Below are 24,006 nucleotides of genomic sequence, written 5' to 3' on the forward strand. Positions count from 1 at the left end.
CTTAGATTAGATCATGAAACTATGGAGGATTTACGATGAGATTAATGGTAGCTCAGGATTATGGGGGCGTTACATATGTTTCAGGTGGGTTGTTTGTATCAAATGGAAAATGGAAGCATCCAAAATATAATCTGGATGATTATGAATTGATTATTTGCCTTCAGGGGAAATTTACGATGAATATCAATGATACTATCGTGGAAATTCAAAAGGGAGAGGGATTGTTCATTTTACCTAAGGAACAGCATTATGGCCTTGGGGAAAGTGAGAATGTCTCTTTTTTATGGCTTCATTTTTTAACGTCTTTACAAGAGATAAAACAGGAGCGAGATGCGCATTGGATCATTGAAAATATTTTACAAGGCAATAGCTTTGATGGATTTTTATTAGAGGAACATTTCCTATGTGCAGATATAGAAGAGCTGACTTTACTTGCACGTCAACTACTACATTATCATGAAGGCGGAGCATTGACACAGAAAATATGCAATTTAATGATGGAGTTGATTTTACAAAAGCTGAGCATCACAAATATTCAAAAGCGGCTTAGAGTCGAAAATCAAAAAGGGCAATCAGGTGTAATCGAAAAGATATGCGATTATATCAGAGCCAATTTATATAAAAACCTTACAGTACAGATGGTAGCTGAATTTTTTGGATATAATTGTGAATATTTTATCCGCATGTTTAAGCAACATACGGGTATGACCCCAAAACAATACATCAGTGAGATGCAAATGGATCGAGCAAAATTTCTTTTAACTACGACCAATGATAAGATCAAAGAGATAGCCCATCAAATAGGAATCGATGATGAAAAGGTGTTTTTAAAACGATTCAAAAAGCAAGAGGGAATCTCTCCGACACAATTTAGGAAAACGTTTACAAAAATCCATTATAATTCAAGATGAATTTTAAGATAAAGCTGGAGATGGTGTCAGAAAATGACACCTTTTGTATGCTTTGGTGCGTTTTTTATGCAAGATTCATAGGATATACTTTAAGTGTAAAGAAAACGGTTACACATCCACAAATGAAAACCGATCCTGTGCAAAACAATCGAAAGGGATATGATGAAAATTGGTTATCTTGCGCCTTCTCATCATACTAGGGTTGTATAAAAATGGTATTAAAAAGACAAGAAAAAGCAGTGAAAAAATCAAGCTTTAAAGTATCAATGAAAAAGTATCGAGGGTTGTATTTGATGTTGATTCTTCCATTGCTATGGTATGTAATTTTCTGTTATCTGCCAATGTTCGGTATCGTGATAGGGTTTCAAAACTATCATCCTGGTGATCCATATCTTATCGGAGCCAATTGGGTTGGATTTAAACATCTACAAGTATTCATGGCTAGCCCATATTTCTTTAGATTGATAAGAAATACGTTTGTTTTGGCATTCTATGGATTATTGTTTGGATTTCCGGCACCTATCGCTTTGGCATTGATATTGAATGAGGTCAGAGTAGAACGATTTAAGAAAACAGTACAAACCATCACCTATCTTCCGCATTTTATATCTATGATCGTTATTTGCGGTATTGTCATAGATCTTACTTCTACAGATGGAGCATTTAACGGATTAAGAGAAATGCTATTTGGTTCTGATCCTATTAATTTCTTAAATGAAACGCAATATTACCGAGCCATTTATGTGATATCGGATATTTGGACCAGAATTGGTTGGGAAAGCATCATTTATCTATCAGCCTTGACTGCAGTAGATCCTACCTTATATGAGGTTGCGGATCTGGATGGTGCTAGTAGGCTTCAAAAAATGTGGTACATCGCCTTACCAACCATACGACCTACCATTACCATTATGTTTATCTTAGCGGTTGGAGGTATCATGGCCAGTAATCTAGATAAAACCATGAACTTGGCAAGGCCGATCACTTATGAGGTCAGTGATAATATATCCTATTATGTTTATCGTAAAGGTGTAGAAGAGTCGCAATTCTCATTCTCAACAGCTGTAGGATTATTTAGTTCTGTGGTTAACTTTGTCTTCTTGGTATCTGCCAACAGCATATCTAAGAAGCTCAGTGATGATGAAAATAGTCTGTTTTAAGGAAGGGAGGCTATTATGTTACCATTCAAAAAGAAAAAAAAGAAAAGAACGACAGAGGATAAGATATTGGACAGTGTCATTGTCATTATTCTGATATTGTTATGTATCGTGACAATTTATCCATTCTGGTATGTCATTGTCATTTCCTTATCCAGCGCTGAGGCAATCGCTAAATCTGGTGGTTTCATGTTATGGCCACAGGGCTTTAATTTAGATGCCTATAAAGCAGTGCTGGCGACTCCAGATGTTTGGATCGGTTTCCGTAATTCTCTGTTTTATGTCACAGTAGGAACAGCGATTTCTGTTACGATGACGATCCTATTAGCATATCCATTATCTAAACATGATTTATGGGGTAGAAAATGGATCATGATCCTCATTACCATTACGATGTTTTTCGGTGGTGGTCTGATACCCAGTTATATCTTAATTTCAAAGATTTTGGATATTGATGGAACAGTTTGGTCCATGTTGATACCTGGTGCTATTTCTACTTATAATATGTTGTTAATGAGAACGTATTTCCAAGGAATACCAAAGGAATTAGAGGAATCGGCTAAGATGGATGGAGCTTCTACCATGAGAATTTTGATTAAAATCATCTTACCATTATCCATACCTTCCATAGCTGTCATTGCATTGTTCTATGCTGTTGATATATGGAATGCTTGGTTTAATGCCAACCTATATCTTTCTCAAAGTAGAGAGTTATGGCCTATGGCACTTTATATGAGAGAAGTTTTGATTCAGGGAAATGTCAATACCGTACAAGCACAAATGACCGGTGCAGCTGGTGGTGCAGTACAGATTGCAAAATCTCTGAAAATGGCAACCACTGTGGTTTCTACAGTACCGATCCTTGTTGTATACCCATTCGTTCAGAAATACTTTACAAAAGGGGTCATGTTAGGTGCTGTCAAGGAATAAAAAAGAAAGGATGAAGAAAATGAATCGATTTATGAAAGTCGCAACTGCATCCGTACTGGCTATGACAATGTTAGCCGGCTGCGGCGGGTCAAAGGACAAAGAAGGCTCTGAGGATGCAACCATCAAGATGTGGACATGGCGTGGTACTGAGGAATTAATGAAAATGGACACCAAAGATATCATGGCGGTACAAAAGCTGTCTGAGGTGACTGGTGTTAAAACAGACTGGTTGAATCCAAGTGATCCTGATACAGAGTTCCAAATGTTGATGACTTCTGGGGAAAACATGCCTGATGCCATGTTCTATAAATACACCCCTCAGGATGTAGTAAACTATGCGGCAAATGGAAACATCATTGATTTATCTCCGTATTTAGACGATATGCCAAACCTGAAAAAGCTATTAGATAATAATCCGAAATTAAAAGCACAGGTAACAAGTGAAGATGGTAAGATCTATTATTTACCATGGATCACAGAAGAAAAATACTATTTCGAAGGTATGATGATGCGTAAAGATTGGTTAGAGGCTGTCAATATGGAAGTACCAACCAATAATGAAGAATTGTATCAAGTATTAAAGGCTCAAAAGGCATTATTCGATGAAGGAAAGCTACCAAACGCAGGGGATAAATTCTATGGTTTAGGTGGATATCCTACTCAGTTAATTAAATTGGCTTATGGTTTTGACACAACCAATGAATTTATGATCGAAGATGGAAAAATTATATATGGACCAACAAGTAATGGTTATCGTGACGCAATGAAATGGTTCTATAAATTAAGCAAGGAAGGCTTGATCGATCCTGATGTATTATCTATGGAACGTGATGTTTATATGCAACACCACACAACAAATACAACTTCAGCATTTGTAGATGGCTATAGTACTTTCCAAGAGGTTGAGGCTACTACAGATATCGAATATGTTCCTGTCGGTTATATGAAAAATGCCGATGGAAAGATCATGGAATACAATTCTACCGCAAAACGTATCGCACAGCCTTATGGATGGGCAATTACCAAAACAGGAGAAAAGAATATCGAGGATATCTGTAAACTGTTTGATTATGCTTACTCTGAAGAAGGACAGACGTTAATGAGTTGGGGTATTGAAGGTGATACTTATGAAGTGAAGGATGGCAAAAAAGTTTATACAGATAAGATCATGAAGGATGCAGAATATTCTGCAGGTATTGCAGTCGCAAAATATGTTAAACCGGATTTCGGATTGACTGATGTCGCAACACAATATGCATTGATTGATGATCGTGGTATGAAGACTTACGATATGTGGGCAAATACTGATGTAACCGGTGCTATGGAACCTACCTTATGGACAACAGATGAGGAAAGTACATTGATTTCTGAAATCTTCACAGACCTAAAAACAGGAGCTGAAGAATATAAAGAAAAATTCATGACAGGAGCAGCTGATCCTAACGATGATAAAGTATGGAAGGAATTCCAATCAAAATTAGAAAGTCTGCGTGTAAAAGAGATTACAGATACCTACAATGCAGCATACCAACGTTTTGCTGAGCGCATTAAATAAAAGAAATAGGCCTCGACAATGAGGCCTGTTTCCATATTAAAGAGGGAACTTATATGAGGAAAGAAAAGATGATCAGACCCTATCCGGGAATGAAAATATATGAAGATGTCAGTTTTCTACCAGGTGTTTATAACTTTTACGGGCAAAAGGGCATTACCATCTGTGCCAGTAATATTACGATTTCAGGCAATGGTTGTGTATTCATTGGTGGAAAAGATAAGTCATGTTCCAGTGATGATTCTCATAAAACAGAATTTTCTTATGGATATGGTGCTATGCTGGATGAGGGCTTAGGTTATCATGGTATTGGAATTTATATGGAGCATGTTCATGATGTCAAAATTGAACATTTGCAGGTACGAGGTTTTGTACAAGGTTTATATATGAAGGATTGTAACTCTTGTGTCATTACAGAGAATGATTTTTCTTATAACTATCATAATCCTGATTGGGGTTGGGAGGAACATATCGATGCAGGTGGTATCGTATTATACAACTCCCATCATAACAAGCTATTTCAGAATAAGGCAGTTCAAGTATGGTCTGCCCTGATATTAAGAAACGCTGATCATAATGAAATAAAAAGAAATGATTTCTCTCATACCTCTAATGTTGGTTTACGTTGCTGGATGGCTTCCTATAATCTGTTTGAAGACAATGATTTTAGCTGGGGCATTCGTAAAGAAGCTAATGAAGTACACGCAAGGGACTCCTCTTGTGTGTTGATAGAATCAGCATCAAATTATAATATCTTTCGACGTAATGATATGCGATATGGTGGAGATGGGTTGTTTATTCGCTCATTAAATAATCTGATGTCTATGTACAATCTATTTGAAGAAAACGATGCTTCTTTTGCGAATAACAATGCAATAGAGGCGTGGGATGCACACAATACGTATCTTCGCAATAAAGCAAATTACTCTTCTTATGGATTCTGGCTTGGTTGTTCAGATCATACGAAACTCATTGAAAATGAAGTGATTGGCAATGGTGTTGTTTTTCAAAATGCTCCTGAGTCTTTTGGGAATGCTGGTATTGCGGTAGTAAATGGCAGCGGTAATGATTTTTACCTAAAGAGTAATTTGATCAAAGACAATCATGGTCCGGGTATCGCTATTCGATATACAAAGCAAACACCAAGTAGGAATTGGATATTAGAAAAGAACACGATCGTGGATAACCAAAATGATGAAAGAGGCTTTTTAGGGTATGGCATTTATATGAAAAATGCAATGAATATCCATCTGATCGATAATATCATACAAAATGAAGCAGAAGCAATTTATCGTGATGAGCATGTCACGATGATTCATGAGCATAGTACAGATACAACGATAAACAAGATTGCTCTTACAAAAAACTGTGTATATACGGAAGTAGGAAAGATGGAGGAATATCAGGCTGAAGGCTTTGATACCTATGCTTATTATTTCGATGATGGTTATATGAGCAAACAAAAAGGATTTCAAAGAACCTTTGATGAACCAGGGCGTTATCGTATGTTTGTAAATGCACAAAGTGTAGGAAGCATAGGGTTATTAGAGGAAAATATTTATGTTAGGGATCAAGGGTTCCTAAGCAAGGAATGGTTAGATCCTGAAGCATGGATCGTCAAAGAAAGAAATCAAAATATCCAACGTATAGAGCATTGTGGAATGCAAGGGTTGGCACTTTGTATGAGAAATCAAAAAAAGAGTAGTTTTACTTGTCAGTTACCTTTGATACATTTAGCGGACTTTGAAGAGCTATCCTTCTTCTACTGTTATCAAAATGACTTCATTGATTGGAATCAAGAGGTACGACTTCATGTTACTCTCTTGGATGAAACAGGAGGACATTTGAGCATTACCAGTAAGGATGCATTGTTTCAAAAACATGCACAAGCAAACAATGAGGCAAAGTATGAATGGGAATATTTAACGATTCCATTACGCTCACATGAGGACTTTCTATTTGAATATAGTGATGATTTTATTGGTGAAGTATATGCAGTATGTATAACGTTTGAGACACCTCAGCCATCAACTGGGCAGTTTTTGTTGGCGGATGCTGTGTGGAAAAAGAAGCGTTCTCCTTCTTATCAGAAGCTGTTGAATGCCAAAGCGCATCAAGTGCCTGTATTAGAAAAACGGATACGGTTTTCTTCTAACTCACAAGACCAATTCGAAATATGGAAAGAACATCCATATCAATATGATTTAAGCAAACGATGGATTTCCGCTTATGATACCACAGAGGAATCCATAACGATAGATGTTTGTGCAGCTTTGCCTGTGGATGGAGTTGATATTGCATTCTATGCGGATGAAGTCACGACCCTCCTCCCTGAAAATATTCATTTTCTCTGTGATGATCAGCTTATTGCGACGCTTCAGCCACAGGCAAATCATGTCAAATTAAGATTTCCACGAAAAAAAGGAAAACGATTCCTTTTAAAAATGGAAAAGCGTATTCATACAGCGATCAGCATATATGATATGCAATTGTTATTGTTAGATGGCGGTCGACCTGTTGAAATCAAGCAAACTCATGAGGAACTGTTTGATCTAGAAAAGGCTATGGTAAAACTAAACAAAGAAACATGGGGAAAGGATGCAAAGGCTCAGCCTTTACATTATCAACTCTATGATATGTCACATGCATCCATTCAAACAGCTACTTGTATTTATGAAAATACATGTCTACCTGAACAAATTCGTTCCGGAAAGGAAACAGAATTATCTTTTCAACAAGTCACATTGAAAAAAGGTACACCTTATGCCTTGTTGTTATATCAGGATGAATTGGCAAATGGTGTACAAGGTGGTAGTTATTATCGTTGGGTAGGAAATGGTATAGCGCCTTTGAACGGGACTTATGGCTATTGGAATGGGGATGAGGTCATTTCAAAAGATATGAATGGATGGGGAGAGTGTTATCTTAAGCTTTATGATGACAAGGATATTTACGATCATTCAACCGAACAAGAAGGTCTGGGGAATCGATTAGGTGTCAAAGGGATGGAGAAGTTATATCAATGCTTTACCATACCAAATACAGCAACATTGTTACAACAAGTTGATTATTTAAGGGATACAGGGCTTCGTATTCATGGAACATTAGAGCTTTCTATCAAATGGAAACAGCCTGAAACATCGCTTCTTCTTTATTTTAAGACCAAGGAGTTTGTGGAGGCGATATTAGATGGAAAACACGTTTCATCAAAGGATGGATTTATGGTGTTGACAAGTGCGACCAGTGGATGGTGTCATGTGACATTGAATGCCATAGAAAACGAGCTATTAATGATTAAGGAATTGGAGGATTATGATGACGGTATATAAATCAAATAAAGTGACTTCATTGGATATTGAATCAATCAGACCTCTTGGATGGTTGAAGGATCAATTGAAGCTACAATTAGAAGGTATTACTTTACATCTGGATGAGAATTGGGGATCGGTCGGTCCATTCTCTGATTGGATCGGAGGAAGTGATAATAGTTGGGAACGTCCCCCTTATTGGCTGGATGGATTGGTTCCTCTCGTTTATCTTTTAGAACATGAAGAAGGTATCGAAAAGGCGAAAAAATGGATCACATGGAGTTTAGATTCACAAAGAGAGAACGGTGACTTTGGACCTACTTATCGTAAGACAGAGTTTGATGATACCTTGTTTTGGCCGAAGTTTGTGATGTTGAAGGCGATGATCAGCTATTATGAGGCTGAAAAGGATGAACGTATCCTTACCTTTATGCTTCGTTATTTCAAGTTTTGTACAACCTTATTGGATCATTATGAGATGGATGGTTGGGCCCAAGCAAGAGCAGGTGATTTTGCTTATACCATTTATTGGTTGTATGAGCATACAAAGGAAGCATTCTTATTAGAGCTTGTGGATAAAGTAAATCGTCAAGCATTAGATTGGACAACATTCTTTGAAAATCTGCCTTTTACACATCCGACCAAATATTATTATGATTGGCATTTGGTAGATGAGAATGTTTCTCGCTGGCATCTGTATGATGTCATGAAATATCATGCGACGCATATCGTTAATGTGACGATGGGATTAAAGCAACCTTTAATGGAATATAAACGTAGCAAGGATACTCGTTATTTAGATGCGATTTATACAGGAATCAAATCTTTACAGAAGTATCATGGACAAGTCAGCGGCATCTTTTCAGGTGATGAACATTTAAGTGGATTAAAACCTACCCAAGGAAGTGAATTATGTTCTGTCGTAGAGCTGTTGTTCTCTTTACAACTCATTTACGAAGTTAGCAAAGATGTTAGATTTTTAGATTTATTAGAGCGTGTCGCATATAACGCCTTACCGGCAACCATTAGTGAGGATTTTAAGGCACATCAATATGATCAACAAGCAAATCAGATTTTGGTATCTCAGGCAAAGAGAGAATGGTATAACAATGGAGATCGTGCCAACTTATTCGGATTTGAACCGAATTTTGGATGTTGTTTGGCAAATATGCATCAAGGATGGCCAAAACTTGTGAAAACTGCGATTTTCTTAGATCAAGATACAGTGGTGGCAGGAGCTTATATGCCAATGCAAGCAACCCTACAGTTACATGATACAAAGGTAGTCATAGAAGAGGAAACGTGTTATCCATTCCATGAGGATATATTCTTCCATTTGCATAGTGATAAACCGATAACCCTTCCTATACAGTTTAGAATACCTGCATGGTGTAAACAGCCAAAACTATATATGGATGATGAAGTGTTATCTGTTCAACAAGAGGATGGTTATTTGTGTGTCAGTCTAACCTTAGACACAGATATGGATCTACGACTTCATCTGCCTATGGAAGTGACGCTTTGTACAGAGTGGTATCATCATGGTTTGACAATAGAACGAGGACCAATTGTATTTGCATTGAATATCAAAGAAGAGTATCAGGCGTTAGCACATGGTAATCCTGCGTATCCGGATTATGAAATATATCCGAAAAGTCCTTGGAATTATGCAATCGATGCATCAAAGGACATACGAGTTCAGATCGAAGAAAATAGAATGCCACAGATTTTCAGTAAGCAGTATCCATTGGTAAAATTGTATGCAAAGGCGATTCGATTACCAATGTGGCAGATGGAACAGAATTCTGCCGGAGATTTACCGATATCCCCTGTAAAGGAACAGGGTGATCTTGAGGAGATTGAGTTGATTCCCTATGGCTGTAGTAAGCTAAGAATCTCTTTATTTCCTTGGAAGTAATTACAGGCATGTGCAGATTTTAAATCTGCACGTTGCCTATCATAAAGGAGCAATACGATGATGAAAAAAATCATAGCGATCATAAGTGTTCTTCTGATCATCTGTGCAATCTCCATGTATTTCACAGACGATCAGACACAAGAACCATCACAAAATGATTTACGAATCTGGTTTCCAAGCGGATACGAAATCATGAAAAAGGTAGATATGAACGATATTGAGATTATTTCCGAATTGGAAAAAAGACTTGATATACCTTTGTATTATAAAAGTGTCAGCGGTGACATCGCAAGCTTATTTCAAACACAAATGAGTGATCTATCAGATGTAGATTTATTGTATTACACCTTTGATCAAGCGCAAATTACATCCGCATTATATAATGATTTATTCATGGATTATACTGCATATCTTGATAAACTACCACATCTAGTGGAACAGTTTGAAAAGCATCCAGAGTTATACCAAAAAGCATGTCCTAACAATCAATGTGTGGTATTTCCTGCCACCAAGGAACATGCCTTCTCTAACTTGGTCATTGCGTATCGAAGTGATTGGGCGAAACAAGTAGGCTATGAGCAAATCACAAACTTAACCGAGCTTCAGGATATGTTAACCAAAGAAAGAAGCTTATTTGAAAAGAAAGAGCTGAAACAGCAAGGAACCTATTTCCTTGGCTTATCCTCTTATCGTTCCTATATTAACAGTTTTATGCGTTTATTTGAAACAAGTGACGTAACGTATAAGGAAAAAGATGAGTTGGTATATGGACCTATTACAGAAGGATATCGAGAGTATTTAAGCTATCTGAAAGGCTTATATCAACAGGAACTACTAGATCCTAGATTGTATGAAACATCAGAAACAGACATGGAAAAATTCTTTCTGAATTCACAATGTAGTGCTATTTTAACAACCTATGATCATGCGAAGCAACTTCAAGCGTTTAGCGTGGTCAATGGTGATGATATTCCCTTATCTTATGTGAGCATGGAACAGCTTTATCAACAAAAAGATAGTTATCGTAAAGAAGATCGCCGTTACCAAGTTCTTGATTTTGGTTATGTCATCAAAGCCGGGTTAAGTGAAGAAAAGCGAAATCAAGCGTTAGCTTATATCGATTATTTGTATAGTGAGGAAGGTATGGAGCTGACAAATTTTGGGATCAAGGATGTTCACTATGAGGAAACTGCATATGGAAAACGTTATTTATCGAAAATAACAGAGGGAAATACTTATTATCCGATTGCGATTTCTTCCTATGTCAAACAAGATTTATTACGTATCGATGCATCAAGTGATTTCACCATGTTGGATGAAGAAATACAACAGCAAATTGATATGGATCACGCTTTTATTGACCATAGTGTGGAAAACCCAGATGGCTATATTTCAGAAGACAAGCAAGAGCTTATGAGCAACATACAAGTGAGTTTAGAAACATTTGTACAAGAAACCAGTATGAAGTTTATCTTTCGAGATGTTGATCCTAACGATGATGAGGATTGGAAAGACTATGTAAATGGTTTGTATCATATGGGCTTAAAGGAATATATGGAAATTCAAGAAAGTGCAATGCAAAAAAGGAATGGAGCAAAGTGAAATGAGAAAAATCATGTTGAATGGGGAATGGGAGGTTTGTTTTGAGGATCAAAAGCTTAAGGTACAAGTACCTGGAGTGTTAGAAAAATATCTGGAAAAAAAAGATATATGCACAAGCTTTCATTATCATAAAGAATTTGAGTTAGAAAAAGATACGCATAAGTATTATATACTTGGAATGGATGGAATCAGTTGTGCGGCAAAAGTGATATTGAATGGTCAAGAAATCAAAAAAGTAGAAGGAATATGGACGCCTCATCATATGGATATCAATGATGTGTTGAAACATGGGAAAAATCATTTAGAAATCATTGTGGAAAAACCAAGTTTTGATAAAGCAGATCCTTATTATTATCGTAGTGTTCTTTTTGGTTTTATTCCTGATGTTTTATATCCTTTCAGTGGCATTTATAAAGATATTTATATTATGGAGAAAGCACCACTTCATTTTGAAGAGCTACAGCTAAATTTTGATTATGATAATGAGATATTGGTTGTAAAGAGTAGGGTGAATCTTGCTGATTGTGTCATCAAAATCCAAATAGGTCAAGATCCTATCATGGTATTTCCATATACATCTGAGTTATATATTCCATTGCATGATATTCATGTTTGGAGCTTAAAAGATCCATTCTTATATGAAATAGGTGTCAGTCTTTGGAAAGAGGATGTGTGCTATGAAACACAACGTAAAACATTAGGCTTTCGTACCATAAAAAAATGTGGAGATAAAATTTTATTAAATGGTGAACCGGCTTATTTCAGAGGAATCTTGCATTGGGGATATTATCCTGAGCATCATCAAGTGATTCCTGATATACAAACCGTAAAAAAAGAGCTGTTGGCGATACGAGAACAGGGATTCAATGCGGTGAAATTCTGTTTATTCCTGCCACCTCAATATTACTATGATCTTTGTGATGAACTTGGTATTCTTGTATGGCAAGAGCTTCCATTATGGCTACCATATGATAATGGATATCTCTTTCCACGAATTGCTAAACAATATCCACAAATGATGAATAGTATCGCCCACCATCCTTCGTTGTTTATGATAAGTATCGGTTGTGAATTAGACGCAACCATTCCTAAAGAAACTTTAGATGGCTTATATGAGCAGATCACAAAGACCAATACCCAAGCAATTGTTTGTGACAATTCAGGTAGTGGAGAATGCTATGAGGGAGCGCTACATTCAGAAAGTGATATTTATGATTATCATTTTTACGGAGAAATTCATCATATGCAACAACTGATTCATGAATTCAAGCACGCAAGTCGTAAGCCGAAACCATGGTTTTTTGGGGAATTCAATGATATGGATACTTTCCGTAATTTACGTTTTGTAAAATCTAAAAGTGATGAAGAGTTATATTGGGCAAGTCCTGATCCTAGTGTGAATCTATTACGATATGTACATGCCAATGCAGTCAGTGATATGCCAATCTATCATTATGAAAAGATCGTAAAGGAAAATGATATAGAAAAAGATATGGAACAGCTTATCGTATGTGCAAATCAAAAGGCATATGATGTAAGAAAATATAACCTAGAAACAACAAGAAGAAATGATGTTATGGGATATAGTATTACTGCAATACGTGATGTTCCTATTACAAGTTGTGGGATTTTCGATGATTTTAATCAAAAGAAATGGAGCGATGCATCCATGACAGCAATCAATGGGGATGTTGTCATTTCCATGGCTGCGCCATTGAAACGAAAATGGCATCATGGTGCTGATGTGTTTGAAACCTTAGATGAATATAACTTTTATGAGGATAGCAAACTTACCAATCGGATCTTTGTGTCAAATCATACTGCCCAAAGTGGTAAGGGTTGCTTGAGCATTAGCTTAATTGGGGCAGAATATTCTTATCAAAAGGAAGAAATCATTCAGCTATCCGCATATCAAAGTCAAGAAGTTGCGTCATTAGACATATTGCTTCCTAAGGTGAAGCATGCACTCAGAATGAGCTTAGTTATGAAACTTGAATATGATGCTGAACTTATCAGTAGCAACCATTGGGATATTTGGGTTTATCCAAAGAAAGATGTTCAAGTACAGCTCTTTGATCCTACCAATTGCTTAGATGGTATTGATGATGTTATGCAGGTAAAAAGGATTCATGAGCTAGATGAAATCAATCAACCTGTTTTGGTTACGACCGTATTGACGAACGCTATGATAACACAGCTTCCTAAGCGATGCTCCATCGTATATTTACAAAGCGGTGAGGGTTATTTTCCAATTCAAAGAGAGCCGTTTTGGAGAGAATGTGTACGTCTGATTTCACCTAATAGCTTCCTTGATTCTCTTGCCGGCAAAGGCTATGATTCTTTACAATTTGTATCATTAGCATCAGATGTGAATATTGCTCCTTGTGACATTCTTAAAAAAACAACGGATTATGAGCGGATCATGTCGAGAATAGATAATCGAAGATTTCATCGAAGTGAATGTATTTTTCGTTTTAAACAATGTCAGCATTCCATTCTCGTATGTACATTGAACTTTCAAAAATCTTCCGGAACTCAAGCAAGAAGTTTTGCGGAAAATATTGTTGCACAGAATCTTTTAAAAGCAATGGTGCAAGAACAGGAGAAGCAAATATGATAATGACAAAAGAAAGCTTTTGTAAAGAAGAACTCAAACAACAAGAAGGAGCATATACCATAGGAAATGGATATATGCATATCAGAGGATCACTTGACTTTGATCTTCCCTTTGCGCCTCAAAACGATACCTTTTGGCGGTTACCTGCAAATGTAACCATTGAAGAAGCGGCGCACCCATATTCAAAATGGGGCGTTTATATACCCGGAATTGTTGGCAAACATCCACTATTGAATGAAGAAATGGTCAATTTACCTTATTTATGTGGTATATCACTTTCGATAAATGGGATGGCTTACAGCTTTAGTGAAGAAACGATAACTGAATTTAAGCAGATATTTCATATGGATACTTCTAGTTATGAATATGAATTTACCATTCAACATGAATCAGGTGATATTCACCTTCATGTTACACGTTGTTGTGATTGGAATGATCCTCATGCGATGATTCAGAATATCACGATCAAGGCGGATCCGTCTATACGATTGAAAGTTTCTTGTTTTATTGATATGGATGTTACTACAAATGGCTATCATCATTTGATGCATCGTCAATCAAATGTCCATGATAATACGATGGAAGTGATGGTAACAACTGATTTACAAAATGTGGTAGCAATAGCACAACAACTTCATACCAATGCAAGAGTGGTAGGAAACATACAAAAGGAACAACGAATCGCAATCATAGTAGAAGGTAATCGTGAATTAAACATAGAAAGAGTAAGTAGTGTATGGACCAGTCTAGATGATGAACATCCTGATATCATTGCACGGAAGCATTTAAACACCATTGCAACATATCCATATTCTCTTGATGCTCACTTGAATCTTTTGCAAAAACAATGGAAGCTTCATCGAGTGGTCATTGAAGGTGATGATCAAGCACAACTTGCAATGGATTTTTCGCTGTATCACTTGATGCGTAGCAAGTCCATATATGATACGGTGGCCATAGATGCTAAGGGAGCTGCGGGAGAAGCTTATTTTGGACATTATTTTTGGGATACGGAAATCTATCTTTTACCCTTCTTCTTATATACAGAGCCCAAAAAGGCAAAGGATCTTTTGATGTTTCGTGTACATACCTTACATTCGGCGATGGAAAATGCAAAGGCTTATGGTTATCAAGGAGCAAAATATCCATGGGAATCCAGTATTAGTGGGAAGGAACAATGCCCTAATTGGCAATATAAAGATCATGAAATTCATGTATCCTTTGATATCGTTTATGCTATGCAAGAATATTATGCCATTACACAAGATGAAGAAACTTGTAAAACATCCTTTTTTCCTGTCGTAGAACAGGTCGCAAAATTTGCTTTATCTCGCTGTTATCAAGACGTAGATGGAAGTGTTCACTACCATGGTGTCATGGGGCCGGATGAATATATCATGTTTTGTCATGACAACTATTATACCAATTATATGGCTGCCTATAGCATGCAAGTATATTTGGATTGGTGTCATGCGTTTGATAAGCCTTGTGAGGATAAACGGTATCAATATGTAATAGAGCATATCCATTTACCACAAAAAAAGGGTATCTTCCAACAATGTGAAGACTTTGATACCTTTGAAGATATCGATTTTGATAAAGTGTGGAAAGATCGTTCTAAACCCTTTGGTGCACAAATATCCCAAGAACATAACTATCGTTGTAAGGCCTTAAAACAAGCAGATACCTTAGCGTTATTTTACTTGTTTGATGGGTTTGATCAAACAAAGCTGAAAGCGAATATGGACTATTATCTACCGATAACAACACATGATTCCTCTCTTAGCTATGTCATCCATGCCATTTTATTCACTCGAATACATGAGATAGATAAAGCTTATGCTATGTTTGAAAAAGCGTGTGCGATTGATTTTTCAAATATGGGGGCGAGTGAAGGAATTCATATCGCAAATGCCGGTGGACTATGGCAAGCTGTCATTTTCGGTTTTGCGGGTTTACAAAACCTTATGTGGCATCGTGATATCAGTGTAAAACCAAAATTACCTAAACATTGGAAAAGCATTCAATTTCAACTTGTCATCAAGGAACAAGTCTATGAAATTAAGGTAACAAAAGAACAGGTTCATATAACTAGGAAGGAGCATTCTTATGCTTAGTCAAAAAAGAAAGCGAGTCACTCGCTCCATAAGTGCAGAAAATCCTACTGGCGCCAAAAATGAAGGAGCAAAAGCAATCCATGGACCAGGTGAAGCGTGTGCCAAACGATTGGGGCCGGGATGGAAAATCAGCCCTTGTTTGAAAATTGCCGGGAAACAGACGGTTGAGATTGCGAATATCGATGGACCCGGTGTTATCAAAAGTATTTGGATGACACATTCTCATATAGCACGCTTTTTGATCATTCGAATGTATTGGGAGCGAGAAGATATTCCTGCAGTAGAAGTGCCACTGGGAGATTTCTTTGCGAATGCCTGGGGCAAATATTATCAAAATGCATCTTTGATGATGCAAGTGAATCCTGGATATGGTTTATGCAGTTATTTTGCGATGCCCTTTTATGAACATTGTAAGATCACCATTGAAAACTTACAAGAGGAAGAGGTTACCTTCTTTTATCAAATAAATTATGAATGTGGAGAACTAGAAGAAGATCAATACTATTTTCATGCATATTATCATCGCTCGCATCCCTTGGAATATAAAAAGACACATATGCTATTGCCTAAGATATCAGGTAGCGGACATTATGTAGGAACAAGCATGTTTTGGCAACTCAACAGCAATCAATGGTGGGGAGAAGGTGAAATCAAATTTTATATCGATGGTGATAGTTACCCTAGCATTTGCGGAACTGGCACGGAGGATTACTTTTTAGGTGCATGGAACTTTGAACATCCTGATACAAGAAGATATGAAAATTTTACCTCTCCTTATGCGGGAATTCATGTGTTTGAACCTGATGGTGTATATCAAGCAAATACAAGATTTCAACTATATCGTTGGCATGTACAAGATCCTATTCGATTTGATCAAGATCTATGGGTAGAGATTCAAGCACTTGGTTGGCGAAATGGTTTTAAAGAATATCTTCCATTACAGGATGATATTGCCAGTGTAACCTATTGGTATCAAGCAGAAGCAAAAGGTACCTTACGTTTAGAGGATGATCAGGAAAGGCTGGAAATCGTATGATGCATAAAATGAGTTTTAAAAATGAAAAAATATTTGTGTTAAGCATCGATTTATTGATACTTACCGTTTTTCTCAGTATCACATATGTATTATTTGAATATCCTCATGTCTTTCCTTATTTCAAGGAACTGGAAACAGCTAAAGAAATCATCGATCCACAAAAATATATGGTCGCAATGGATGCCCTAAATCAAAAATTCGATTATGTCGTATTTGAGGTTGCGCTGGCTTATTTCTTATATGAATCGCTGTCTTTGATCTTATTCAGACAAACTGTTGGAAGAAGGTTATTTCATCAAAAGGTATATTTAGATTTTGATTCTAAGTATGATGTATTGTTACGTATAGCAATTCTTCCGGTACGAACATTGGTTAAGATCCTCAGTGTGTTATGGGTTCTTCCAGTCATCATCATCGGTGCTTTGTTTCTACTTGGAAAAAAAGACAGAACCTTATTGGATACCATATTCTTAACAGAAACAAGAAGAGAGGTGAAGGAACATGGATGAATGGAAGCTTGCTGTATTTGATTTGGATGGAGTATTAACGGATACCGCAAACTATCATTTTCTAGCATGGAAACAGACAATGGAGATGCGGGGAATACCAGTAGATGATGAAGTTAATGAACTTGTGAAGGGAATCAGTAGGGCAGATAGTTTATCTCTCATCTTAAAGCGTGCTCATATCCCCTTACAACATGAGGTATTTGAAGAGCTGCTTATCAAAAAGAATGAAACGTATCAAACAATGATCAAACAGCTTACGCAAAAAGATGTTTTGCCAGGCATCCTTGATTTTCTCGAAGAATTAAGAAAACAGGAGATTTGCTGCGTGGTAGCAAGTGCATCTAAAAGTGCTGAGATGATACTACAACAATTAGGAATACGCTCTTATTTCAAGGGAGTGGTAGATCCTGCAAGTATAAACAAAGGTAAACCTGCTCCCGATATCTTCATAAGGGCATGTGAAATGGTACAGATACCGATAAAAAATGCAATCGGCTTTGAAGATGCAAGAGCTGGTATACAAGCGATACGCCAAGCAGGAATGAAGGCTGTAGGCATCGGACAAGCTTATCTGAAAGAAGAACATCCGGATTGTTATTATCCATCCACTGCTTGTTTGCATATGGAGGATATCATACATACGATAAGGGAGGGACAATGATGATATTGATATTTGTGATTCTATTTCTACCAGCAATCTTATCCCTAGTACTTTATTTTTATATCAATCGTGATATACAACGCTATCGAAGGATTCCCGGCTTTTCATCATCATGTTTTCAAATACCCGAACAAGAGCTAAGGGAAGGGTTTGGTAAACCTGTCATGATGGATATCGTGAAATTGTCCTTATTTGCGTCAATTTTCTTATTTCTATTCCTTTTATATACGAATATATTTTTGTTTTTGATTGAAATCGTGATATTGATCTTACTTGGAAGCTATTTTCAAAATCGAGCAAATGAACGTTTGAATGAGCTGTGTGAGAGATATCATGTAGAAAGAGGTATGACATGATAACAATACAACCCGATCACATCATGAAAGATGGTGTCCAACAACCATTATTTTCTAGTGAACTTCATTATTTTAGAATACCGAAAAAGAATTGGGAAGCGCTCATAGATGCTACATTGGAAATGGGAAATCATTGCATCGCCTTTTATGTTCCTTGGTATGTTCATGAAGTGGAAGATGGTGTTTTCGATTTTGATGGAAGCTATGGAGAAGAATGTGATCTAATAAGTTGGTTAGAACTTTTACATAAAAAAAAGGTTGAAGTTATACTTAGACCAGGTCCTTATATTTATGCAGAAATGAAAAATTTAGGTTTACCGCAATGGCTAATAGAAAAACACCCAGAGGCAAGGATCATGGAGTATCGCAATCATGAGCTAGTATATCTTCCTCATGGCTTTGCGTTCGCACATAATAATCCACTGTTTCTTCATTATGTGAAAAGGTGGTTGAAGAAGGTTATTGAAGTATGCCGTCCTTACATAGGCAAACAACAAATGATTTCTATGATTCAGTTATGTAATGAAATTCCCGGTGTAGATATTGATGACATGAATCCAATGACCTTACAACTACAGAATAAAGAGAGTCCATTTTTCCAGTTCTATGAAAAACGATATCAAACCATCGCTTGTTTTAATGAAACCTATCATACCACCTATCAAAGCTTTCAAGAAATCAGACCATGGGAAATGAAAAAGGAAGCTCTTCGTTATCAAAAGGATCATCTTGCTTATTATTATGAGGATTATTATGTTCGCTATTTCCAAACCTTAAAACAAATTTACGAAGAAGCGGGGATCAAAGATGTAACCTATCTTCATAATGCCTATAATCCAAGGGCAATCAGTTTACATTTGGGAATTAAAAAACAATTACCTGATTTATATTATGGCATTGATAACTATTTTTCATTACGTAGTATATTTGATGAACGCAGTGCAGCTTATTATTGTGAATTTGCGCCAGGTTTTGCGAAGGCTGCATTTCATCATGCTCCTTTTGTTTTGGAACATGAATCAGGTTATTGGTTAGATACACCTAAGGTTTATGGCAAAGATTTGTATCTATTTACGATTTGGTCATTTTTAGGTGGGTTCAAAGGATGTAACCTATATTTAGGGCATGAGGGCATGAATAAGCCTAAAATGGGAATGCTAGCGACAACTCATGAATGGCAGGCTCCTATTCGTATGGATGGATCAAAAAAGAAAAGCTTTTATGACCTAAAAGCTGCGTATACATGTATTGAACAGGATGATATGATCCAACTTGGAGAAACCTGTTATGATATAGCCTATTCCTTTCCATTTCGAAGTGGTCTGATTTGGGAAAAAGTTAGTGAACAAAGTGAACAAATGTTTTATTATCTTTATAAGTGTTGTCTTCATCCAAGGATCATTGACTTTGATCATGAAGGTTGTACACAGGATACTTTATTGTATTTAAGTGATTCTTGTATGGAAGAACAGGTACAGGAGAACTTACTTCAATATGTGGCAAATGGGAATACTTTGATCCTATGTGGAGAACTTCCAAAACGCAATCAAAGGTTACAGCCATGTAGTAAATTGATGGAAGAGTTGAACATACAAGAGGAGCACCATGAAGAATATGATTGTTGGGGACAGAAGATTCGATTAAAGACAAGTGGTGAGGAAATTTTACAGGATGCTTATTCGATTGCGGACTTTAAAGTTGGTCGAGAGCATCAGATTCTTGCGGATTGTGAGAATGGAACATCAGCATTGGTAAAAATTCCTTATGGAAAAGGATGTTGTTATTTATTATCAGGAGCAATCCGTTATCAGATGAAGTCACAGACACATTTAATGGATGTCATCTTGAAAGATATGGGAAAATCAAAACAATATGAAAGTGATGCTTTTCGTGTCATAAGTAAGAAATACCAAGGACGAACAAAGACCTATGTGTTGAATCCACATCCTTTTGAAATGGAGGAAACCATCCTATTACATGGAAGGAAATTACAAATGAAGTTGTCTGCTTATGAATATAAGGTGATACTATGAAAAAGAATGGAATATTACATAGTGAGATCTCTTGTGTCATCTCAAAAATGGGACATTATGATGAAATAGCAATCGCAGATTGTGGATTGCCGATCCCCGATGGTGTAAAGCGAATTGATCTGGCATTGGCATATCAAAAACCTGGTTTCCTTGAAACTCTGGATGTCTTTCTTCAAGATTTTCATTATGAGTATGTGATATTAGCCGAAGAAATCAAAGAAAATGGTGAATTTCTACAGGCGATTGAAACAAGAATTGGTAAAGAAAATATCAAATATGTATCACATGATGCATTGAAAAAAGAGACAGCTTCCTGTAAGGCAGTCATACGAACCGGGGAAATCATACCTTATGCCAATATGATTTTAGTTTCCGGGGTCATCTTTTAGGGTGTATGATGAAACATTCGATATATTATTGTCTGTGTAATCATTGGACAGAAAGTGGCATAGGTTATGCATTTCCAAAAGGATGGTATCAAAAGCATTGGTATGATCAATGTTTCTCTAGTATTTATACGATAGAAACCACTCTGGATGCGGCAGATAAGTATCCGGGATTAAAGGTATGTATGGAGTTAGATAGCTACACTTATGAAGCAGTAAAGAAAGTAGCACCGGCTACCATACAACGATTAAAGAACTATATCAAAGAAGGCAAGGCAGCCGTTGAAGGTGGAACCTATGGTCAGCCTTTAGGACAGGACTATAGTGGGGAAAGTAATATCGCACACTTAGTGTATGGGCGAAGCATCATTCATGATCTACTTGACTATGATCTCAAGACTTTCTTAGTGGAAGAACAATGGTTTCATCCTCAGCTTCCTCAGTTGTTAAAACAAAGTGGCTTTGCTTATGCTTCCTTACAATGTCAAAACTCCGGGCAGGTGTTTCCTATGGAAGAAACAAAGTTTTTATGGAAAGGAATCGATGGTACGACAATAGAAAGTCTTCCTGCTAATCGTAATATGGTTAGTTGTGTAAAACAATATGGTGGTTATGAATATCTATGGGAACATTTAAAGAAACAAGAAGCCCCATTGTTATTTCAATGGGTAGAAGTTTGGGTACCGGGTATGGATTGGGGAGCGAGCATCAAACCATTTGAAGCGGCAATTCAAGATGTCTTTCAACATGGAGCAAAAAGCGTATCTTTACAGGAATATTTTGAATATACCAAAAACCTTCCAATGAAAACAGTATTCCTTCCATTAGAAGAAAGTCATTATGGTAATGATTGGTATCAAGATGGAGGATGGGGCTTTGATGGTGATCGTATCATTTATGAGAATAAGCAGTGTGAAAATTTACTCTTGGCATATGAGGCTAAACGCTACTATGAACATGTTATGGAGGATGATACAAGAGATTCCTATTGGAAACAATTGATGATTCTTCAAAATCATGATGTCTCGGTTGCACGAGGCTATCGTGCTGTAGATCAAGATGGTGTAGTGAGTGATGCGAATTCGCTTTTTCTTAAAGCGTTACGAAAAATGAAAAAAGAATTACAAGCAAGTTGTTTTCAACAGGACACTTCGTTAAAGTTGATGTCTTATCTTGGAGTTGAAGGTGGTAAAACATATGCATTGCCATTGATATCGAAAACACTTCATGTATATGATGAAACACACCAAGAGCTTATGGTTTCTATGGATGAGGCACATCAAATCATGTATGTTCATGTTATGATGTTACCATATCAAGCAACAACCTTGTTATTTGAAAACAAAGAGGAACACAAACAACGTTATCATGAAGGACATCATATTAGATTTGAGCATATCAGTATGACCTATGAACAAGGTTGGTGCATTCATATAAAAGATCATCGTAGTGATATCGGGATTCGTTATAAAGCATTCAGTGGAAGCATTGGTAAGCGTAACGAACATGATGATCATTTTCATGCCTTATCTAGCGCACATCGTCAATTCACTTTTGCTTTTGATGGGTATAAGCATTGTGCAGATCAATGTAGCGAAATGCATGTAAAGTTAAAGCATATCATAGAGGATGATTTATTTATAACAATGACCTTATCGTGTGATCTTTTGACATTACATACTACGGATGTTCCGGTGGCTTTTGCGATTAGTGAAGTGAAATTAAACAAGGCTAGCAAAGAGATTACAGCACGATCTTATTTATATTGTGGTGTGTATCTAAATATGGATGCTTATGCATCCTTCACCTATGATATGAAGGAAAGTGAGATTTATCGTAATTATCCTTTTGGCGAGGAATTAACTAAATTAAAGGCATTTTATGCATTGGATTATGTTCGTGTCAATCATAAAACAGTAGGTTTCACCATTATGAATCATGGCAATCAAAGAGTCTTTCATGAAGGACAAGAACTACGTTTTAAACTGTCAAAAGGTAAAATGTTGTATGATTATGAATTCTGTTTTAGTATCAGCTTTGAAACAAAAAATGCATTAGAATCCATGCGATTTATCAGAAAACAACAACAAATGCCTCTTTGTGTGACAGATGAGAAAAGAATCAAAATCGAAGCGGCTGAACTATTGACCTCTTCTATATTTCGAACACAACAAGCGGATCATTATCGTTTTGTAAATTATAGTGATCATGAGGTTGTAAGCAATATCACGTTGCCACAATACTATTCTTCCATCGCTATTTGTGATTTCTTAGATCATCCATTACGTTTTATTGTACAACAACAAGATCGATCTATCCGTTTACATGTTCAGCCAATGGAAATCATAACGGTGGTATGCCATGAGTGAGCGAATGCATTTATGGATACCAACAGAAGCATCTTTACCATTGTATGAAAAATTGATGAGAATCTTTTGTCAACGGTATGATGTTATTGTGGAAATCACAGATATCCCTTACACATATTATTGGAAAACACTGACAACGGCTTTGGCTAGAGGCGAAGGTCCAGACTTATTCTTTATGCATAATGAGCACATGGAAGAATTAAAACCTTATCGTGCACCATACGAATTTACTTATTTACAAGAAAAACATCTAAAAGCATGTTATCCGATATCCAGTGATCAAAGGTATCATTATGATTTTGCGTATCTGACCTCCTTATTGTATTTACAAAAAGAGGTTTGCATACAGGCGACAAACTGGAAGGATGGGATACAACAACTGAAGCAACAAAGTACTAGTAGCTTTGATTTTGGTTGTTCCATCAATTTAGATGCGGCAGCAGCATTTTATACGATGGTAGCTTTACAACATCAAGAATATGAAGCCAAAGAAAAAAAGTATCTAAAGCATGGCTTCAACATTTGTTTCAAGAGCTAAAGGTAT

17 protein-coding genes are annotated in these 24,006 nt (G+C 36.6%); all 17 read left to right on the plus strand.

Going from position 1 to position 24,006, the window contains the following annotated elements:
- Nucleotides 1-35: 35 nt before the first annotated feature.
- The 17 genes from UGRO018_RS09050 to UGRO018_RS09130 all read left to right on the plus strand — a co-directional run bounded on the left by UGRO018_RS09050 (nucleotide 36) and on the right by UGRO018_RS09130 (nucleotide 24,000).
- Nucleotides 36-911 (plus strand): helix-turn-helix transcriptional regulator, encoded by an 876-nt coding sequence (locus tag UGRO018_RS09050; RefSeq protein WP_416326162.1) that lies wholly within the window; start codon nucleotides 36-38, stop codon nucleotides 909-911.
- 212 nt (nucleotides 912-1,123) lie between these two features.
- Nucleotides 1,124-2,071: an ABC transporter permease gene (locus UGRO018_RS09055; RefSeq protein ID WP_416326163.1), complete on the plus strand. Its 948-nt coding sequence runs from the start codon at nucleotides 1,124-1,126 to the stop codon at nucleotides 2,069-2,071.
- Nucleotides 2,072-2,086: 15 nt separating this feature from the next.
- Nucleotides 2,087-2,998: a carbohydrate ABC transporter permease gene (locus tag UGRO018_RS09060; protein ID WP_416326164.1), complete on the plus strand. Its 912-nt coding sequence runs from the start codon at nucleotides 2,087-2,089 to the stop codon at nucleotides 2,996-2,998.
- Between the two features lie 19 nt (nucleotides 2,999-3,017).
- Entirely contained in the window at nucleotides 3,018-4,553 is a 1,536-nt protein-coding gene (locus UGRO018_RS09065) for a type 2 periplasmic-binding domain-containing protein (RefSeq protein ID WP_416326165.1), read from the plus strand.
- A 53-nt stretch (nucleotides 4,554-4,606) separates the two neighbouring features.
- On the plus strand, nucleotides 4,607-7,879 hold the full coding sequence (locus UGRO018_RS09070) for a NosD domain-containing protein (protein ID WP_416326166.1): 3,273 nt from the start codon (nucleotides 4,607-4,609) through the stop codon (nucleotides 7,877-7,879).
- Entirely contained in the window at nucleotides 7,866-9,776 is a 1,911-nt protein-coding gene (locus tag UGRO018_RS09075; RefSeq protein WP_416326167.1) for a beta-L-arabinofuranosidase domain-containing protein, read from the plus strand. The genes UGRO018_RS09070 and UGRO018_RS09075 overlap by 14 nt, the downstream gene beginning before the upstream one ends.
- A gap of 60 nt (nucleotides 9,777-9,836) precedes the next feature.
- Nucleotides 9,837-11,378 (plus strand): type 2 periplasmic-binding domain-containing protein, encoded by a 1,542-nt coding sequence (locus tag UGRO018_RS09080; RefSeq protein ID WP_416326168.1) that lies wholly within the window; start codon nucleotides 9,837-9,839, stop codon nucleotides 11,376-11,378.
- A gap of 1 nt (nucleotide 11,379) precedes the next feature.
- Nucleotides 11,380-13,995, plus strand: a complete 2,616-nt coding sequence (locus UGRO018_RS09085; protein ID WP_416326169.1) for a glycosyl hydrolase 2 galactose-binding domain-containing protein — start codon at nucleotides 11,380-11,382, stop codon at nucleotides 13,993-13,995.
- Entirely contained in the window at nucleotides 13,992-16,112 is a 2,121-nt protein-coding gene (locus tag UGRO018_RS09090) for a glycosyl hydrolase family 65 domain-containing protein (protein WP_416326170.1), read from the plus strand. Before UGRO018_RS09085 ends, UGRO018_RS09090 begins: the two co-directional genes overlap by 4 nt.
- A complete protein-coding gene (locus UGRO018_RS09095; RefSeq protein ID WP_416326171.1) occupies nucleotides 16,105-17,148 on the plus strand; it encodes a glycoside hydrolase family 172 protein in 1,044 nt (347 codons plus the stop codon). Before UGRO018_RS09090 ends, UGRO018_RS09095 begins: the two co-directional genes overlap by 8 nt.
- An 8-nt stretch (nucleotides 17,149-17,156) precedes the next feature.
- A complete protein-coding gene (locus UGRO018_RS09100) occupies nucleotides 17,157-17,657 on the plus strand; it encodes a hypothetical protein (RefSeq protein WP_416326172.1) in 501 nt (166 codons plus the stop codon).
- Complete coding sequence (gene pgmB, locus UGRO018_RS09105; protein WP_416326173.1) at nucleotides 17,650-18,318, plus strand: beta-phosphoglucomutase; 669 nt, start codon at nucleotides 17,650-17,652, stop codon at nucleotides 18,316-18,318. Before UGRO018_RS09100 ends, pgmB begins: the two co-directional genes overlap by 8 nt.
- Complete coding sequence (locus UGRO018_RS09110) at nucleotides 18,315-18,674, plus strand: hypothetical protein (RefSeq protein ID WP_416326174.1); 360 nt, start codon at nucleotides 18,315-18,317, stop codon at nucleotides 18,672-18,674. Before pgmB ends, UGRO018_RS09110 begins: the two co-directional genes overlap by 4 nt.
- Complete coding sequence (locus tag UGRO018_RS09115) at nucleotides 18,671-20,707, plus strand: beta-galactosidase (protein ID WP_416326175.1); 2,037 nt, start codon at nucleotides 18,671-18,673, stop codon at nucleotides 20,705-20,707. Before UGRO018_RS09110 ends, UGRO018_RS09115 begins: the two co-directional genes overlap by 4 nt.
- Nucleotides 20,704-21,096 (plus strand): D-ribose pyranase, encoded by a 393-nt coding sequence (gene rbsD / locus UGRO018_RS09120; protein WP_416326176.1) that lies wholly within the window; start codon nucleotides 20,704-20,706, stop codon nucleotides 21,094-21,096. The genes UGRO018_RS09115 and rbsD overlap by 4 nt, the downstream gene beginning before the upstream one ends.
- A gap of 8 nt (nucleotides 21,097-21,104) precedes the next feature.
- Nucleotides 21,105-23,462, plus strand: coding sequence for a glycoside hydrolase family 38 N-terminal domain-containing protein (locus tag UGRO018_RS09125; protein ID WP_416326177.1), 2,358 nt, complete (start codon nucleotides 21,105-21,107; stop codon nucleotides 23,460-23,462).
- Complete coding sequence (locus tag UGRO018_RS09130; RefSeq protein ID WP_416326178.1) at nucleotides 23,455-24,000, plus strand: hypothetical protein; 546 nt, start codon at nucleotides 23,455-23,457, stop codon at nucleotides 23,998-24,000. The genes UGRO018_RS09125 and UGRO018_RS09130 overlap by 8 nt, the downstream gene beginning before the upstream one ends.
- Nucleotides 24,001-24,006: the final 6 nt, after the last annotated feature.

It is taken from the genome of Hoskinsella mucinilytica (assembly GCF_045223415.1).
GTDB classification, from domain to species: domain Bacteria; phylum Bacillota_I; class Bacilli_A; order Erysipelotrichales; family Erysipelotrichaceae; genus Hoskinsella; species Hoskinsella mucinilytica.

What these genes read in the sequence shown, in the direction of transcription:
- UGRO018_RS09050 (WP_416326162.1), top strand. Translation starts at nt 36, where the DNA reads ATGAGATTAATGGTAGCTCAGGATTATGGGGGCGTTACATATGTTTCA.
- UGRO018_RS09055 (WP_416326163.1), top strand. Translation starts at nt 1,124, where the DNA reads ATGGTATTAAAAAGACAAGAAAAAGCAGTGAAAAAATCAAGCTTTAAA.
- UGRO018_RS09060 (WP_416326164.1), top strand. Translation starts at nt 2,087, where the DNA reads ATGTTACCATTCAAAAAGAAAAAAAAGAAAAGAACGACAGAGGATAAG.
- UGRO018_RS09065 (WP_416326165.1), top strand. Translation starts at nt 3,018, where the DNA reads ATGAATCGATTTATGAAAGTCGCAACTGCATCCGTACTGGCTATGACA.
- UGRO018_RS09070 (WP_416326166.1), top strand. Translation starts at nt 4,607, where the DNA reads ATGAGGAAAGAAAAGATGATCAGACCCTATCCGGGAATGAAAATATAT.
- UGRO018_RS09075 (WP_416326167.1), top strand. Translation starts at nt 7,866, where the DNA reads ATGACGGTATATAAATCAAATAAAGTGACTTCATTGGATATTGAATCA.
- UGRO018_RS09080 (WP_416326168.1), top strand. Translation starts at nt 9,837, where the DNA reads ATGAAAAAAATCATAGCGATCATAAGTGTTCTTCTGATCATCTGTGCA.
- UGRO018_RS09085 (WP_416326169.1), top strand. Translation starts at nt 11,380, where the DNA reads ATGAGAAAAATCATGTTGAATGGGGAATGGGAGGTTTGTTTTGAGGAT.
- UGRO018_RS09090 (WP_416326170.1), top strand. Translation starts at nt 13,992, where the DNA reads ATGATAATGACAAAAGAAAGCTTTTGTAAAGAAGAACTCAAACAACAA.
- UGRO018_RS09095 (WP_416326171.1), top strand. Translation starts at nt 16,105, where the DNA reads ATGCTTAGTCAAAAAAGAAAGCGAGTCACTCGCTCCATAAGTGCAGAA.
- UGRO018_RS09100 (WP_416326172.1), top strand. Translation starts at nt 17,157, where the DNA reads ATGAGTTTTAAAAATGAAAAAATATTTGTGTTAAGCATCGATTTATTG.
- pgmB (WP_416326173.1), top strand. Translation starts at nt 17,650, where the DNA reads ATGGATGAATGGAAGCTTGCTGTATTTGATTTGGATGGAGTATTAACG.
- UGRO018_RS09110 (WP_416326174.1), top strand. Translation starts at nt 18,315, where the DNA reads ATGATGATATTGATATTTGTGATTCTATTTCTACCAGCAATCTTATCC.
- UGRO018_RS09115 (WP_416326175.1), top strand. Translation starts at nt 18,671, where the DNA reads ATGATAACAATACAACCCGATCACATCATGAAAGATGGTGTCCAACAA.
- rbsD (WP_416326176.1), top strand. Translation starts at nt 20,704, where the DNA reads ATGAAAAAGAATGGAATATTACATAGTGAGATCTCTTGTGTCATCTCA.
- UGRO018_RS09125 (WP_416326177.1), top strand. Translation starts at nt 21,105, where the DNA reads ATGAAACATTCGATATATTATTGTCTGTGTAATCATTGGACAGAAAGT.
- UGRO018_RS09130 (WP_416326178.1), top strand. Translation starts at nt 23,455, where the DNA reads ATGAGTGAGCGAATGCATTTATGGATACCAACAGAAGCATCTTTACCA.